Annotated in this window: 13 protein-coding genes; 8 read left to right on the top strand and 5 right to left on the bottom strand. The window is 69.5% G+C overall.

All coding sequences use genetic code 11. The features are described 5' to 3' along the window. The first annotated feature begins 5 nt into the window (after nt 1–5). From NT132_RS05130 to NT132_RS05120, 3 genes are read left to right on the top strand one after another with little or no spacing between them, the layout of a single operon-like run. Nucleotides 6–920 (top strand): alpha/beta hydrolase, encoded by a 915-nt coding sequence (locus NT132_RS05130; RefSeq protein WP_297785801.1) that lies wholly within the window; start codon nt 6–8, stop codon nt 918–920. Then, nucleotides 917–1861 (top strand): MBL fold metallo-hydrolase, encoded by a 945-nt coding sequence (locus NT132_RS05125; RefSeq protein WP_297785799.1) that lies wholly within the window; start codon nt 917–919, stop codon nt 1859–1861. The genes NT132_RS05130 and NT132_RS05125 overlap by 4 nt, the downstream gene beginning before the upstream one ends. Further along, nucleotides 1858–3570 (top strand): CocE/NonD family hydrolase, encoded by a 1713-nt coding sequence (locus NT132_RS05120; RefSeq protein WP_297785796.1) that lies wholly within the window; start codon nt 1858–1860, stop codon nt 3568–3570. Before NT132_RS05125 ends, NT132_RS05120 begins: the two co-directional genes overlap by 4 nt. Nucleotides 3571–3796: 226 nt before the next feature. Here the strand turns inward: NT132_RS05120 and NT132_RS05115 are convergent, their stop codons facing one another. From NT132_RS05115 to NT132_RS05100, 4 genes are read right to left on the bottom strand one after another with little or no spacing between them, the layout of a single operon-like run. Then, nucleotides 3797–4567: an ABC transporter ATP-binding protein gene (locus NT132_RS05115; protein WP_297785793.1), complete on the bottom strand. Its 771-nt coding sequence runs from the start codon at nt 4565–4567 to the stop codon at nt 3797–3799. Further along, nucleotides 4564–5556 (bottom strand): ABC transporter ATP-binding protein, encoded by a 993-nt coding sequence (locus NT132_RS05110; RefSeq protein WP_297785790.1) that lies wholly within the window; start codon nt 5554–5556, stop codon nt 4564–4566. The genes NT132_RS05115 and NT132_RS05110 overlap by 4 nt, the downstream gene beginning before the upstream one ends. After that, nucleotides 5546–6526: a branched-chain amino acid ABC transporter permease gene (locus NT132_RS05105; RefSeq protein WP_297785787.1), complete on the bottom strand. Its 981-nt coding sequence runs from the start codon at nt 6524–6526 to the stop codon at nt 5546–5548. Before NT132_RS05105 ends, NT132_RS05110 begins: the two co-directional genes overlap by 11 nt. A 4-nt stretch (nt 6527–6530) precedes the next feature. Further along, nucleotides 6531–7754 carry a branched-chain amino acid ABC transporter permease gene (locus NT132_RS05100; protein WP_297785876.1) on the bottom strand — a complete coding sequence of 408 codons (1224 nt, stop codon included), beginning with the start codon at nt 7752–7754 and terminating at the stop codon, nt 6531–6533. A gap of 315 nt (nt 7755–8069) precedes the next feature. Here NT132_RS05100 and guaB point away from each other — a divergent pair, with 315 nt between their 5' ends. From guaB to NT132_RS05085, 3 genes are all read left to right on the top strand, one after another. Beyond that, nucleotides 8070–9572 (top strand): IMP dehydrogenase, encoded by a 1503-nt coding sequence (guaB, locus tag NT132_RS05095; protein ID WP_297785784.1) that lies wholly within the window; start codon nt 8070–8072, stop codon nt 9570–9572. Nucleotides 9573–9867: 295 nt separating this feature from the next. Continuing rightward, the gene (locus NT132_RS05090; RefSeq protein WP_297785781.1) at nt 9868–10731 is read left to right on the top strand and encodes a DUF559 domain-containing protein; all 864 of its coding nucleotides are present in this window, start codon (nt 9868–9870) and stop codon (nt 10729–10731) included. 60 nt (nt 10732–10791) lie between these two features. Then, nucleotides 10792–11589, top strand: coding sequence for a TMEM175 family protein (locus NT132_RS05085; protein WP_297785778.1), 798 nt, complete (start codon nt 10792–10794; stop codon nt 11587–11589). Here NT132_RS05085 and NT132_RS05080 read toward each other — a convergent pair. Then, nucleotides 11525–12976: a DHA2 family efflux MFS transporter permease subunit gene (locus NT132_RS05080; RefSeq protein ID WP_297785775.1), complete on the bottom strand. Its 1452-nt coding sequence runs from the start codon at nt 12974–12976 to the stop codon at nt 11525–11527. The two genes, NT132_RS05085 and NT132_RS05080, sit on opposite strands and share 65 nt — an antisense overlap. Before the next feature lie 75 nt (nt 12977–13051). Between NT132_RS05080 and NT132_RS05075 the strand changes: the two genes are divergently transcribed. Together NT132_RS05075 and NT132_RS05070 are read left to right on the top strand one after the other, a co-directional pair. Then, a complete protein-coding gene (locus NT132_RS05075) occupies nt 13052–13672 on the top strand; it encodes a TetR/AcrR family transcriptional regulator (protein WP_297785772.1) in 621 nt (206 codons plus the stop codon). Nucleotides 13673–13709: 37 nt separating this feature from the next. Then, the gene (locus NT132_RS05070) at nt 13710–14825 is read left to right on the top strand and encodes a GuaB3 family IMP dehydrogenase-related protein (protein WP_297785874.1); all 1116 of its coding nucleotides are present in this window, start codon (nt 13710–13712) and stop codon (nt 14823–14825) included. Nucleotides 14826–14834: the final 9 nt, after the last annotated feature.

Below are 14834 nucleotides of genomic sequence, written 5' to 3'. Positions count from 1 at the left end.
CCGACATGCCGCTGCATCCAGAGATCGCCCGCATCCTCGCGACCCTCCCGCACGAGGATGGCCCGCTCGATCCCGTCGCCATGCGCGCGGGGGAGGAGGCGCAGGTTCCCCCGCTCGCGGACCGGCACCCGGTGCGCGAGGTCGTCGACACCGTGGCGCACACCGCCGTCAGCGACGTGCCCATCCGGGTCTACGCGGACACGGATGCGGACGCCTCCGGGGTCATCGTGTATTTCCACGGCGGTGCCTGGTTCCTCGGGAGCCTGAACACGCACGACCACATCGCGCGCCAGCTCGCCACCGCGACCGGCCTCCGGGTCATCTCGGTCGGGTACCGGCTCGCCCCTGAGAACGCGTTCCCGGCGGCGCTGGAGGACGGCCAGGCCGTCGTCGGGTGGGTCATCGCGCAGGGCGAGGATGCGGGCTGGGACGGCTCCACGCTCGCCCTGGCGGGCGACAGCTCCGGCGGCACCATGGTCGCGGCGATCGCGGCCACGCTGCACGATGCGGGCGTGGACGCCGTCACCCACCAGGTGATGTTCTACCCATCGGTAGACCTGGACCTCGACCCCGGCCGTTACCCGTCGATGACCGAGAACGCGGTCGGCTACGGGCTGGAGACCGCGGGCATCGCCCCGTTCAACGCGTTCTACATGCAGACCGCCGACCCGCAGGACCCGCGCGTCTCCCCGGTCAAGCGGGAGGATCTGACCGGCCTGCCGCCGGCGCTCGTCCTCACCGGGGAGTTCGACCCGATGCGTGACGAGGGTGAGCTGTACGCGCGCCGCCTCGAGGAGGCGGGCGTGCCCGTCACGCTCACGCGCTACCTCGGCGCCGGCCACGGGTTCGTGCAGCACTTCTCCTGGCTGCCGGAGTACGGGCGCGCGTTCACGCAGACCGCGGAGTTCCTGGGCCGATGAGTCTCGTCTATCCGCTCGTCGCGCCGTGGGGACGCTTCAGCCTCCGCAGCTTCTTCATCGATGCGCCCGAGCCCGCGATCGTCGATGCCGGCGTGACCGAATCGCCGGAGGCGATGCGGGCGCAGCTGGAATCGCTTGGACGCCGCATCGAGGACGTCCGCTGGATCCTGCTGACCCACGGTCACATCGATCACCTGGGTGGCGCCTACGGTCTGTGGGAACTCACCGGCCGCAAGGCCGAGGTCGTCATCCACCGCGCCGACGCGCCGTTCCTCCGCTCCCGGGAGGCGCACGTGCAGGAGTGGCGCGACGGCCGCGGGCGCTGGCTGCCCGACCCCGAGGGTGAGGCGCACGAACGTGCCCTGCTCGCCGCCGCGATCGGCGGCGAGATGGAACCGACCATCGCGGTCTCCGGCGGCGAGACCTTCGACCTCGGCGGCGTGCCGCTCAGCGTCCACGCCATCCCGGGCCACACCGAGGGCGCCGTCGCGTACGTGCTCGACGAGACCCGCGACGTCTTCGTCGGCGACGCCGTGCAGGCCTACGGTGCGGCGAGCGGCTTCCCCGGCTACGAGGACCCGGATCGCTACCGCGCGAGCCTCGAATACCTGCGGGACGTCATCCGCCCGGAGCGCCTGTATCTCGGCCATCCGTATCGCCGCGCCGACGGCACCGCCTTCCCCGAAGTGCTCGACGCCGTGGATGCGCGCGCCGCGATCGAGGGAAGCCTCGAGCGGGAAGCACAGATCCGCGCGGCCGTGCTGCCGCACCTCGCGGTGGGCCTTGCCGCATCCGAGGCACCGTCCTCGCCCTTCGAGCCGGTGGCCGCGCAACTCGGCTACACCGGTGACCCCACCCTCGAACCCGCGCCGTTCTTCACGACGATGAACGGCTACGTCACCCACGTCGGCCCCGCGGCCGAGCAGGAGAGCACCCGATGACGAACACCACCACCATTACCGCCGGCACGCGTGAGATCACCGTGTCCAAGGACCTCCGCATCCCGATGCGCGACGGCGTCGTCCTCGTCGGCGACGCGTACGGCATCGGCGACGAGCCCCGCCCGGCCCTCGTCGCCCTGAGCCCCTACGGCAAGGAGCTGCAGGCGCTCGCGCTGACGATGCCGCCGCAGCGGCGCCCCTCGCCCATGTGGGACGGCTGCATCGAGGCGGGGGACATCGCCCGCGTGGTCGACGAGGGCTACGTGCACGTCATCGGCGACCTCCGCGGCTCCGGCGGCAGCGAGGGCGAGCACATCGGCAACTACAACGCCGGCGGCGTCTCGCTCGGCGAGGACGCCTACGACTTCATCGAGTGGGTTGCTGCGCAGCCGTGGTGCGATGGCCGAGTCGGCATGATCGGCATCTCCTACTTCGGCTCGATGCAGCTGCTCGCGGCGGCGGAGCGTCCGCCGTCCCTGAAGGCCTGCTTCATCTCCGGCGGGCACTACGACTTCTACGAGACCACCTACCACGGCGGCATCATGTGGCTCATGCCGCGCGCCGCCCGTGAGGGACGCGGCGGCGACTCCGGCTGGGCGTTCACCGACCGCATCAAGAGCCGGATGCTGGAGACCCTCTCCGACGACGAGCTCAAAGCGCGCGTGGTGGAGCGCCTCGCCGACCCCGACGTGCAGGCGTGGCCGAACCTGGTGCACACCCTGCATTACCCGGTGCACCACGAGGCATGGTTCGACATCATCACGAACGAGCTCGACGGCCCCTGGTACGAGGAGCGGAACCCCATCACCCTCGCCCCGCAGGTGGAGGTGCCGGTCTGGCTGCAGATCGACCAGGGCCGCGGCTGGACCATGGACGGCACGATCGAGGCCTACGAGGCACTCGGCGGCCCGAAGAAGCTGACGATCGGCCCCTACCCGCCCATGCAGTCGCGCCCCTGGGTCGAGGAGCACGACAAGATGTTCCGCTGGTACGACTACTGGATCAAGGGCATCGAGAACGGTGTGATGGACGAGCCGCCGGTGAGCGTGTTCGTCGAGGGCACGCGGGAGTACGTGCACGGCGACCAGTTCCCGCCCAAGCGGACCGAACACCGCCCGCTGTACCTGCGCACGCGCCGGAAGCTCTCGACCGAGCCGGAGCCCATGGGGCCGGAGTACTCGGCCCCCGATGGCTTCTACCAGGCCCCGCTCACCGTCACCGACACCGTCGAGATCATCAGCTGGTCCACGCCCGTGTTCGAGGAGCCGGTCGAGATCATGGGCACCGGTGCGGCGCACCTGTTCGTGGAGATCGACCAGCCCGACACGAACCTCATCCTCCGGTTCTGGGACGAGGCGCCGGGCGGCAAGCGTCAGCTGCTGACCACGGCCTACCTCAAGGCATCCCACCGTGAGCTCGACGAGCGCACGACCGAGGGCAACCCTTACCACCCGCACACCCGCGCGGTGCCGGTGGAGCCCGGGAAGATCGAGGAGTACGTGCTGCGGATCTATCCGTTCGCGGCGACGCTCCTGCCCGGGCACAAGCTCACGGTGGAGCTGTCGAACAACGAGCCGATGGCCGACGAGCACAACGCGCTGCTGCCGCCCGACGCCTTCCACCTGCCGGTGGGGCGTGCGGTGACGCACAAGGTGTACCGGGATGCTCAGCATCCCTCGCGCCTGCTGCTTCCCTTCGTGGTGGACTGACGCTTCCACACGAACGCCCCGACAGGTCCTGTCGGGGCGTTCGTGCGTGTGCAGGGTTCCCTCCCGCGGTCGTCGCCCGTGTAGGGGCGGGTTCGGGCGGAACCGAGAGCGGACGGACGTTATCCCCGGATGCGGCTGCGCTACCCCGCATCCGGCACCCCCAGGGATGCAGACACGCGAAAGGGGCCCCGACAGCACACGCTGCGGGGCCCTTTCCCGTCACCTCTCAGGTGCCGAGCGTGCCGAGGTAGAGACCGATGACCTTGGGGTCGTTCAGGAGCTCGCGTCCCGTGCCGGTGTAGGCGTCGTGACCCTGGTCGAGCACGTAGCCGCGGTCGCAGATCTGCAGGCAGCGGCGGGCGTTCTGCTCCACCATGATCGTGGTCACACCCGCCTTGTTGATCTCCGAGACGCGGAGGAAGGCCTCATCCTGCCGTGAGGGGGAGAGGCCCGCGCTCGGCTCGTCGAGCAGCAGCACGTGCGGGTCCATCATGAGCGCGCGGCCCATGGCGACCATCTGCCGCTCGCCGCCGGAAAGCGAACCGGCCCGCTGACCGAGGCGCTTGCCCAGGTCGGGGAAGATCGAGGTGATGAAATCGACCCGCTCCGCGTACGACTTCGGACGCTGGTAGGCGCCCATCTGCAGGTTCTCGGCGATCGTGAGGCTCGGGAACACGTTGTTCGTCTGCGGCACAAACCCGACGCCCTTGGCGACGAGCTTGTTGGCGCGTAGGCCCGTGATGTCCTCGCCGTTCAGGATGACCTCGCCCGACCGCACCTTCACCTGACCGAAGATCGCCTTCAGCATCGTCGACTTGCCGGCACCGTTCGGGCCGATGATGCCGATCAGCTCACCCTTGGCGGCCGTGAGGTTCGCGTCGGTGAGGATGTTCACGCCGGGCAGATACCCGGCGGTGATGTTCCGCACCTCGACGACGTTCTGCGGGGCCGGCGCGGTGGCGGCGGGGGATGCGGCGGACTGGACCGTGTCGCTCATTTGTCGGCCTCCCTGTCGGTGTGGGCCTCGGCCGCGATATCCGCGTCGATGGCCTCGTCGAGCTCCCGCGCCGTGGCGACGAGCTCCTCGGCCTCGGCGGTCAGGGTGCCCTGGTGGCGGCCGGTGACCACCCCGAGGTCGACGTCCTGATGCGCACCCAGGTACGCGTCGATGACGGCGGGGTCCTGCATGACGGATGCGGGCGGTCCCTCGGCGACGACTTTGCCCTCCGCCATCACGATCACCCAGTCCGCGATGTGGCGGACCATGTGCATGTCGTGCTCGACGAACAGGACCGTCATGCCGAGGTCCTTGAGGTCGAGGATGTGGTCGAGGAGCGACTGCGTCAGCGCCGGGTTGACCCCGGCCATCGGCTCGTCGAGCATGACCAGCGTGGGGTCGCTCATCAGGGCGCGAGCCATCTCGAGGAGCTTCCGCTGACCGCCGGAGAGGGAGGCCGCGAAGTCCTTCTCCTTGGTGTCGAGCTTGAAGCGCGCGAGCAGCTCCCGCGCCTTCGCCTCGATGCGGGTCTCCTGCTTGCGCCAGAGGAACGGGAACGCCCCGGCCCAGAAGCCCTCGCCGGTCTGCCCGGTCGCACCGAGCTTCATGTTCTCGAGCACCGTCAGCAGGCCCAGGGACTTGGTCAGCTGGAACGTGCGCACCTGACCCATCCGGGCGGCCTTGTACGCGGGGATGCCGGCGAGGTTGGTGCCGTCGAACGACCAGGACCCCTCGTTCGGCTTGTCGAACCCGGTGAGCAGGTTGAACAGCGTGGTCTTGCCGGCACCGTTCGGTCCGATGAGCGCCGTGATGGCGTTGCGGGGGATCTCCAGGTGCTCGACGTCGACGGCGGTGAGGCCGCCGAAGACGCGCCGCACACCGTCGACGACGATGACCGGGTCCACCTTCTCCACACCGGGGCGGATCTCGCCCTTGTGCAGGCCGGTGGTCTTCGGGCGTGGGGTGGGGGGAGAGACGTCAGCGGACAAAGGTCAACTCCTTCTTGCTGCCGAGGATGCCCTGCGGGCGGAAGATCACCAGGAGCATCAGGGCGACACCCACGAGCACGAACACGAGCATCTGGCTCTGCTCGGTGGTGAGGAACGGCAACCATCCGATGCTGACGAGCGCCGGCAGGAGGTTGGACAGGAAGGCGCGGACGACCCAGAACAGTACAGCGCCCAGCACGGGGCCGAAGATGGTCGCCGCCCCGCCGAGGAGGAGCGCCGTCCACACGTAGAACGTCTGCGAGGTGACGTACACGTTCGGGTTCACGTTGGTGCCCATCGCGGTGACGATGCCACCGGCGGCGATGAGCACGCCGCCGAAGATCAGCGCCTGCATCTTGAAGGCGAAGACGTTCTTGCCGAGGGAGCGCACCGCATCCTCGTCCTCGCGGATGCCGCGGATGACGCGACCCCACGGGCTTCGCATCAGCAGCCACACGATGGTGACCGCGATGGCGATCGTGATCGCGCCGACGATGATGACCCACCACTGGTCGGACTGGTAGGTCCACGGTCCGAACCCGAACTTCCCGGGCGGCAGCGGGTTGCTGGCACGGAAGCCGGCCTGGAACCCGGAGAGGCCGTCGGCCGAGCCGGTGTAGTTGCGGAACGCGGAGGTGAGGAACAGCAGGCGCAGCACCTCGGCGGCGGCGATCGTGACGATCGCCAGGTAGTCGCCGCGCAGCCGCAGCGTCGGGATGCCCATGATCAGCGCGAAGATCACCGCGGCCACCAGGCCGAGCAGTGCCGCCAACGGCCAGGGCAGCCCGAAGGTCAGGATCGAGATCGCGAAGCCGTAGGCGCCGATGGCCATGAAGCCCGCGACACCCATGTTGAGCAGGCCCGCGAAGCCGAAGTGCACCGACAGGCCGATCGCCGCGAGGACGTAGCCGAGCGTGGCCGGCGCGAGGATCTGCGCCAGTGTGTTGGAGAGGATCTGAACGATGTTCACGTGGCTATCCGATTCTCTCTCGGCGTCCGAGGATGCCCTGCGGACGGAACAGGAGGATGACGATCAGCACGACCAGCGCGCCGACGTACTTGAGGTCGGAGGGGATCCAGAGCGTCGACACCTCGACGAGCATGCCCACGATGATCGACCCGACGAGGGCGCCGAAGGCGGTGCCGAGGCCACCCAGGGTGACCGCGGCGAACATGAGCAGCAGGACGCTGGTACCCATGTCCCACTTGATACCGGGGCGGAAGTACGCCCACAGCACCCCGGAGAGCCCGGCGAGGGCTGCGGCGACCACCCACACGACCCGGACCACCGCGTCGACGTCGATTCCGCTGGCCGCGGCGAGCGACGGGTTGTCGGAGACCGCGCGGGTGGCGCGACCGATCCGGGTGCGCATCAGCCACCAGGCGAAGGCGGCGATCACCACGATCGAGATCGCCATCGACACGACATCGGTGACGGTGAGCCGGATGGGGCCGAGCCCCGGGATGATGGTGGTCGACCCGCCCGGGAGCTGCTGGGTCCCGCCGCCGATGATCATCTGGAAGACGTACCGGAGGGCCAGCGACAGACCGATCGAGACGATCATCAGCTGGACCGTGCCGATGCCTTTTCGTCGGAGCGGGCGCCAGATGCCCGCATCCATGCCGAGCCCGAACAGGGCCGACAGGATCACCGCGAGGGGGATCGCGATCCAGATCGGCAGCCCGAGGCCGGCGGAGAAGAGCAGGGCGGTGAGGGCCCCGAAGGTCACCATCTCGCCGTGGGCGAAGTTGGAGAGCCCGGTCGTACCGAACACGAGCGACAGGCCGATCGCGGCGAGGGCGAGCATGAGGCCGAAGTTGAGGCCGTTCACCGACCGCGAGAGCAACTGATCCCAGAAGCTCGTCGTGGTGCGCTCCGCGGCGCCGAGGGTGAAGTTCCGGGTGACCGTGCTCGTCGCGCCGAACTCCACCTCCTCTTCGAAGACGAAGTCATCCGGGACGGTCACGTCCTTCGGGAGGCTGTCCTTGTCGAGCTCGATGGTCCAGGTGCCCTCCTTGGTGGGTACGCCCACCCGGAAGCTGCCGTTCTTCTCGGTCTCGGTCTCGTTGGTGAAATCCTCACCCGTCACGGTGATGGTCGCACCCGCGATGGGCTCGCCGGCGGCGCGGACGTTCCCCGAGATGGCGAAGGGATAATCCTCGCCGTCATCGGTGTCGGCCGCGGCGGGACTGGCCATGCCGAACACCAGCGCGATGGCGAACAATCCGGTGAGCACAGACGCAAGAGCGCGGGACGGCAACCTGTCGGCGTGCGATATCCGAGTGATCGCCACTGACACCTCCAACTAGGGACGAGCGCCAAAAATCCGGGTGGGTTCGGCGACACTGCACGGTACCCAGCGATTGTTGCCCCTGTGTTACCACCGCGCAACTCCCGGGACACCTCGGCGGGAATGATTCCGCTTCGCAACGAATTACGATAAGAGCGGGTATTCGCGCGCGGGCGGACACCCGCGACCGCAGGAGCCGTACGTTGCGGCGGAGGAGACTTCATGGACAACCACGACCCGTTCGGCTTCATCGGACTGACCTACGACGATGTGCTGCTGCTGCCGGGGCACACGGACGTCATCCCCAGTGAAGCTGACACCTCCTCGCGCGTGACGCGCCGGATCACGGTGGCAACCCCGCTGCTCTCGGCCGCGATGGACACCGTCACCGAGGCACGGCTGGCGATCGCCATCGCCCGCGAGGGCGGCCTCGGCATCCTGCACCGCAACGCCTCGATCGAGGAGCAGGCGTCGATGGTCGACCGCGTGAAGCGCAGCGAGTCGGGAATGATCACCGACCCGATCACCACGACGCCCGACACCACGATCGAAGAGGTCGACGCGCTGTGCGCGCAGTACCGCATCTCGGGGCTTCCGGTCATCGACGACGACGGGCGCCTCGTCGGCATCATCACGAACCGCGACATGCGGTTCGTCTCCGGGTTCGAGCGCCAGACCACCCAGGTGCGCGACGTCATGACCACCGAGGGCCTGATCACCGGCCGGGTCGGCATCAGCGCGGGCGAGGTCATCGCCCTGTTCGCCAAGCACCGCGTCGAGAAGCTGCCGCTCATCGACGACGACGGCAAGCTCGCCGGCCTCATCACCATCAAGGACTTCGACAAGAGCGAGAAATATCCGCTGGCGACCAAGGACGAGCATGGACGCCTCCGCGTCGGTGCCGCGATCGGCTTCTTCGGCGACGCCTGGCAGCGTGCCGAGGCCCTCCGCGACGCCGGGGTCGACGTGCTCGTCGTCGATACCGCGAACGGCCAGTCCGCCGGCGTCATCGACATGGTTCGGCGCCTCAAGGCCGACCCGTCGTTCGAGCACATCGACGTCATCGGCGGCAATGTCGCGACCCGCGAGGGCGCGCAGGCGCTCGTGGATGCGGGCGCGGATGCGGTGAAGGTCGGTGTGGGTCCCGGCTCCATCTGCACCACTCGCATCGTCGCGGGCGTCGGCGTACCCCAGGTCACCGCGATCTGGGAGGCATACCAGGCGGCACGGGAGGCCGGCATCCCGGTCATCGCCGACGGCGGCCTGCAGTACTCGGGCGACATCGCCAAGGCGCTCGTCGCCGGTGCGGACACCGTGATGCTCGGCTCGCTCCTCGCCGGCACCGACGAGTCGCCGGGTGAGATCGTCTTCCAGGGCGGCAAGCAGTTCAAGCAGTACCGCGGGATGGGCTCGCTCGGCGCACTGCAGACCCGCGGCAAGAAGACGTCGTACTCCAAGGACCGCTACTTCCAGGCGGATGTGCCGAGCGACGACAAGCTCATCCCCGAGGGCATCGAGGGTCAGGTCGCCTACCGCGGCCCGCTCTCTGCGGTCGCCTACCAGCTCGTCGGGGGCCTGCGCCAGTCGATGTTCTACGTCGGCGCGCGCACGGTCGCGGAGCTCAAGGCCAAGGGCCGCTTCGTCCGCATCACCGCCGCGGGCCTCAAGGAATCGCACCCGCACGACGTGCAGATCGTCGTCGAGGCGCCGAACTACAAGCGCTGAGCCCGGGCGGCGGTTCCTGAACTTCGCAGAATCGCGCGAACTTCGCACTATGTGGGCTGATCTCTGCGAACTTCGCGCGATTCTGCGACGTTTGTGACCCGCATCCCGCGGTTGCATTCCGCGGTTCGTGTCCGCGTCCGCGCGGTTCATGCGCCGGACGGCTCAGAGCTTCGGGCGTGACGCATCGGGGCGGACGGATGCGTTCGTTCCTCCCCAGGGATGCGGTCGGGCGCCGTTGCGCACCGATTCATGGTCGCCGGCTCGCAGCGGTCGGCGATGGCAGCACGATTCCGGAATGCAACGCAGCGGAGCGGAACTCTACGACTGGCTCGTGTCGCACGGGTCCATCGCCCACCGGGACGAGGTACGGCAGGCGGGATTCGGGACCTCGCTGCTGCGGTCCTTCGTGCGCGACGGTCCGGCCGAGATGATCCGTCGCGCCTGGGTCGCCCTCCCCGCGGCGGCGCCGGACCTGGTCGCCGCAGCCCGGGCGGGCGGCAGGGTCTCGTGCACGACGCTCGCGCGCCGGCGGGCCTGGTGGATCCCCGCATCCGCGCTCGGGGCCGTGCATCTGCATATGACCCCCGGATCCGGTTCGGCGCGGACGCCCGCCGGCTGGGACGGCGCGCTCCACTGGACGAAGCCGGTGGCTCCGGTACCTCTCGGATCGCTCCTGGCGAGCATCGAGGATGCGCTCGCGCACATCGCGGTGTGTGAGCCCTTCGACACCGCCCTGGTGCTGTGGGAGTCCGCCGCGAGGGTCGAACGGCTTGCTGCCGAGTACCTCCGCTCCGTGCGCTGGGGTACGCGCGCGGCCCGCGAGCTCGCCCAGGCCGTCGGCGGTCTGTCCGACTCCGGCCTCGAGACGTTGGTCGTGGTACCGCTGCGGCGCTGGGGGCTGCAGGTGCGCCAGCAGGTCACACTCGCCGGCCGGCCCGTTGACCTCGTGATCGGTGATCGGCTCGTGGTCCAGATCGACGGCTACGAATTCCACTCGGACAGCGCCCAACGCACCAGAGACATCGCCCATGACGCCGAGCTCCGGTTGCGGGGGTACACGGTGCTGCGTTTCAGCTATGCCCAGGTGGTGCATGACTGGCCCGCAGTGGCGGCGGTGATCCGCCGGGCCGTTGCCGCCGGCCTCCACCTCGCACGGTAAAGCACGCTCGGCGGTGCGGCATCATCTCCGCAGAATCGCGCGAAGTTCGCAGGATTTCGGGTGGATGCTGCGAAGTTCGAGCGATTCTGCGAACTTCATGCCGCCGCCGCCGCCGCCGCCGCCGCCGCTGCTGCCGTGCGCGGCAGCGCGCTGGCTTCGCCGCCGACCCTGCGGACGCGGGGCGCGCGTCGCTACAGTGAGCGTGTGATGCGCTCGCCGAAGCCCGACGCGACGCTGGGTGTGTCCCGCACCGAGGCGTACACCGACGGCGTCTTCGCGATCGCGGCGACCCTGCTCGTCCTCGATCTCACGGCCAGCGGGATCGGCCGCATCCGGACCGACGCCGAGATGTGGCACGCGCTGGCGGCGCTCGGCGACAACCTCATCGCGTTCGCGGTGAGCTTCGTGCTGCTGAGCGGCCTGTGGGTGATCCACCTGCGGCAGTTCCGCGAGATCGTCCGGGTCGACGCCGTCCTGCTGTGGCTGAACAACCTGCGGTTGCTGTTCATCGTGCTCATGCCGTTCACGACCATCCTCACCGCGGAGTACTCCGACTTCTCCGCGGGACGGATGCTGATGCCCATCAACTTCTTCCTCGCGGCGCTCGCGGGGCACCTGTCCTGGCGATGGGCGGCGTCCGGGAACGGCCACCTCATGCGCGAGGGCGACCAGGGCGAGCGCTCGATCGAGGGGATGGACGGGCTCGCCGCGATCATCTGCGCCGCGCTCGCCATGATCGCCTCGCCCTGGGTGGGGTCGTGGGGCTTCGTCGCGTTCGTCTTGAACGGGCCGCTCACACGGTTGCTGCGGGCTCGGGCTCGGCGTCGGCTCGGGCGTCAGCAGCCGGAGGCGTCGTAGCCGCACGGGGTGATCGCCCCGCGGGCAGCCACAGCGCAGCGACTGCGGCGACGATCAGCACCGCTGCTCCCACGAGGACCGCGGGGCGGGCCGCATCCACGTACCGGTCCGGCAGCAGCTCGCCACCGGCGCCGAGGAACACGGCGGTCATGACGGCGGTGCCGAGGGCGATGCCGATCTCCCGCAGCGTCGAGTTGACGCCGGATGCCTTCGCGTGGTCGATCATCCCGAGCGTGGCGAGCAGCGCGGTCGCGGAGGGCGCGAACACGAGACCCATGCCGACGCCCGCCATGAGGAACGGCGCGACGAGCGCGGCGTAGTCGAGCGTCACCGACATGATCACCGCGATCCAGCCGAGGGCGACGCCCTGCAGCAGCAGTCCCGTCACCATGAGTGCGCGGGTCCCGACGCGACCGGCGAGGAGTCCGGCGAGCGGGGCGACGAACATGGGCGCGATCGTCCACGGCGTCGTCTGCAGCGCGGCCTCGAGCGGCGTCGATCCCTGCACGACCTGCATGTACTGGATGAGCAGGAAGATCGATCCGAACGTGCCGAAGCTGAACGCGAAGCCCACGACGTTGGTCAGCGTGAAGGAGCGATCACGGAAGAGGCGCAGCGGCATGAGCGGCGAGCGACCGCGCGCCTGGCGGACGAGGAACGCGGCCACGAGCACCACCCCCGCGGCGATCTCGGCGATGACACCGACAGATCCCCAGCCGTCGTCGTTACCGCGGACGATCGCGTGCACCAGGGTGAGGACGCCGAGCCCCGCGAGTGCCGCGCCCAGCACGTCGATCCGGCCACGGGCGCCCCGGTCGTTGGACAGGGCGAAGAGGGCCAGCGGGATCGCGAGGATCGCGACCGGCACGTTGATCCAGAAGATGGCCTGCCAGTTCCAGCCCTCCATGACCGCGCCGCCGACGAGCGGACCCACTGCGACGCCGAGGCCGGAGATCCCGCCCCACAGGCCGATGGCGACGGGGCGTCGCTCGGGCGCCACCTGGCCGGAGATGAGTGCGAGCGACAGCGGCATGACCCCGGCGCCCCCGAAGCCCTGCACGGCGCGGGCGATGATCAGCTGCGTCGGGTCGGTGCTGAGGGCGGCGAGGACGGACCCGAGCCCGAACACGGCGATGCCGATGAGGAACACCGTCCGGCGCCCGAAGCGGTCGCCGAGAGCGGCGGCGATGAGGATCGTCGAGGCGAACGCCAGCGTGTACGCGTTGACGAACCACTGCAGCTCGGCCACGGATGCGCCGAGGTCGGCGTGCAGCACGGGCAGGGCGTTGGTCATGACGAGGTTGTCGAGGGTCGCCATGAACATCGGGACGGATGCGGCGGCCACCACGAGGCCGAACGGCCTGCGGGTAGTGGGGGAGAGGGACACCGATGCTCCTTCGTTGTAATCGAATGATTACTAAGTCTCCCGACACTGTAGTAATCGACTGATAACATGTCAAGCGTGACCACGACAGCGACTCCGAAGGCCCGGCTGAGCTCCGAGGAGCGACGCGCGCAGATCGTGCTCGCAGCCCTCTCCGTGTTCGGAGCGAAGGGCTACGTCGGCACGACCACCGACGATGTCGCCCGTGCCGCCGAGGTGTCGCAGCCGTACGTCGTCCGACTGTTCGGCTCGAAGGAGAATCTGTTCCTCGCGGCCATCGAGGAGGCGCTCGCCCGCATGCTGGCCGCCTTCGACACCGCGCTCGAGGCGCCGCTCGACGCGGGCGAGGATGAGCGCCTCGAGCACCGTATCGGCCGCAGCTACATCGATCTGCTGCAGGTGCGCGGGCTCCACCAGACTCTGTCGCACGCGTTCCTCCTCGGCGCCCATCCCGTCATCGGGCCCCGCGCCCGCGACGGCTACGCCCGGGTGTGGCAGTACCTCCGCGAGCACGGGTTCACCCCGGAGCGCGCCCACGCCTTCCTCGCCGAGGGGATGATGCTGAACACGGTCATCGGCCTGCGCCTGGCCGACGACAACGACACCGACCCCCGGATCGCGGAGCTGTTCACCGCCTGCTTCCCGACGGAGAAAGCCGCGGTCCTGCGCCTGGCGCCCCGCGTCGACGAGCCGTGGTGAGCCCGGTGGCGCCCCCGGGTAGGCTGGGACAGTGAGCATGGACATCGAGATCGGCCGCGCCAAGCGGGCCCGCCGTGCGTACACCTTCGACGACATCGCAGTGGTACCGTCGCGGCGCACGCGCAATCCGGAAGACGTCTCGACCGGATGGTCGATCGACGCCTTCCACTTCGACATCCCGGTGCTCGCTGCGCCGATGGACTCGGTGGTGTCCCCGCACACCGCGATCACGCTCGGCCAGCTCGGTGGGCTCGGCGTCCTCGACCTCGAGGGCCTGTGGACCCGGTACGAGGACCCGGAGCCGATCCTCGCCGAGATCGCGGCGCTGCCCGACGACGGCGCGACCCGCCGGATGCAGGAGCTCTACGCCGAGCCGATCAAGCCGGAACTGGTGCGTGACCGCCTCGCCGAGATCCGTGCCGCGGGTATCACCGTCGCGGGCTCGCTCACGCCGCAGCGCACGCAGGAACTGTACGAGACCGTGGTCGCCGCCGGCGTCGACCTATTCGTCATCCGCGGCACGACGGTCTCCGCCGAGCACGTCTCGTCGGTCGCCGAGCCGCTGAACCTCAAGAAGTTCATCTACGACCTCGACGTGCCCGTCATCGTCGGCGGTGCGGCCACGTACACCGCCGCGCTCCACCTCATGCGCACCGGGGCTGCGGGCGTGCTCGTCGGCTTCGGCGGCGGCGCCACCTCGACCACCCGGGCGACCCTCGGCATCCACGCCCCGATGGCCACGGCGCTGGCCGACGTCGCCGGCGCCCGCCGCGACTACCTCGACGAGTCCGGCGGACGCTATGTGCACGTCATCGCCGATGGAGGCGTCGGAACCTCGGGCGACATCGTCAAGGCGCTCGCCATGGGTGCGGATGCGGTGATGCTCGGTGTCGCGCTCGCCCGTGCCACCGATGCGCCCGGTCAGGGATACCACTGGGGCCCCGAGGCCCATCACCCGAAGCTGCCGCGCGGCCGCCGAGCGAAGATCGGACAGGTCGCGCCGCTCGAGGAGATCCTCTACGGCCCGGCCCCCGTCGCGGACGGCACCGCGAACCTCATCGGGGCGTTGCGCAAATCCATGGCGACCACCGGCTACTCCGACCTCAAGGAGTTCCAGCGCGTCGAGGTCGTCGTCGCGCCGTACGGCTCGTGACCAGCGACC

Source organism: Microbacterium sp., assembly GCF_026393345.1.
GTDB lineage: Bacteria > Actinomycetota > Actinomycetes > Actinomycetales > Microbacteriaceae > Microbacterium.
Note: the sequence above shows the minus strand (reverse complement) of the source record. Positions and strands in the feature narration are given on the sequence as shown.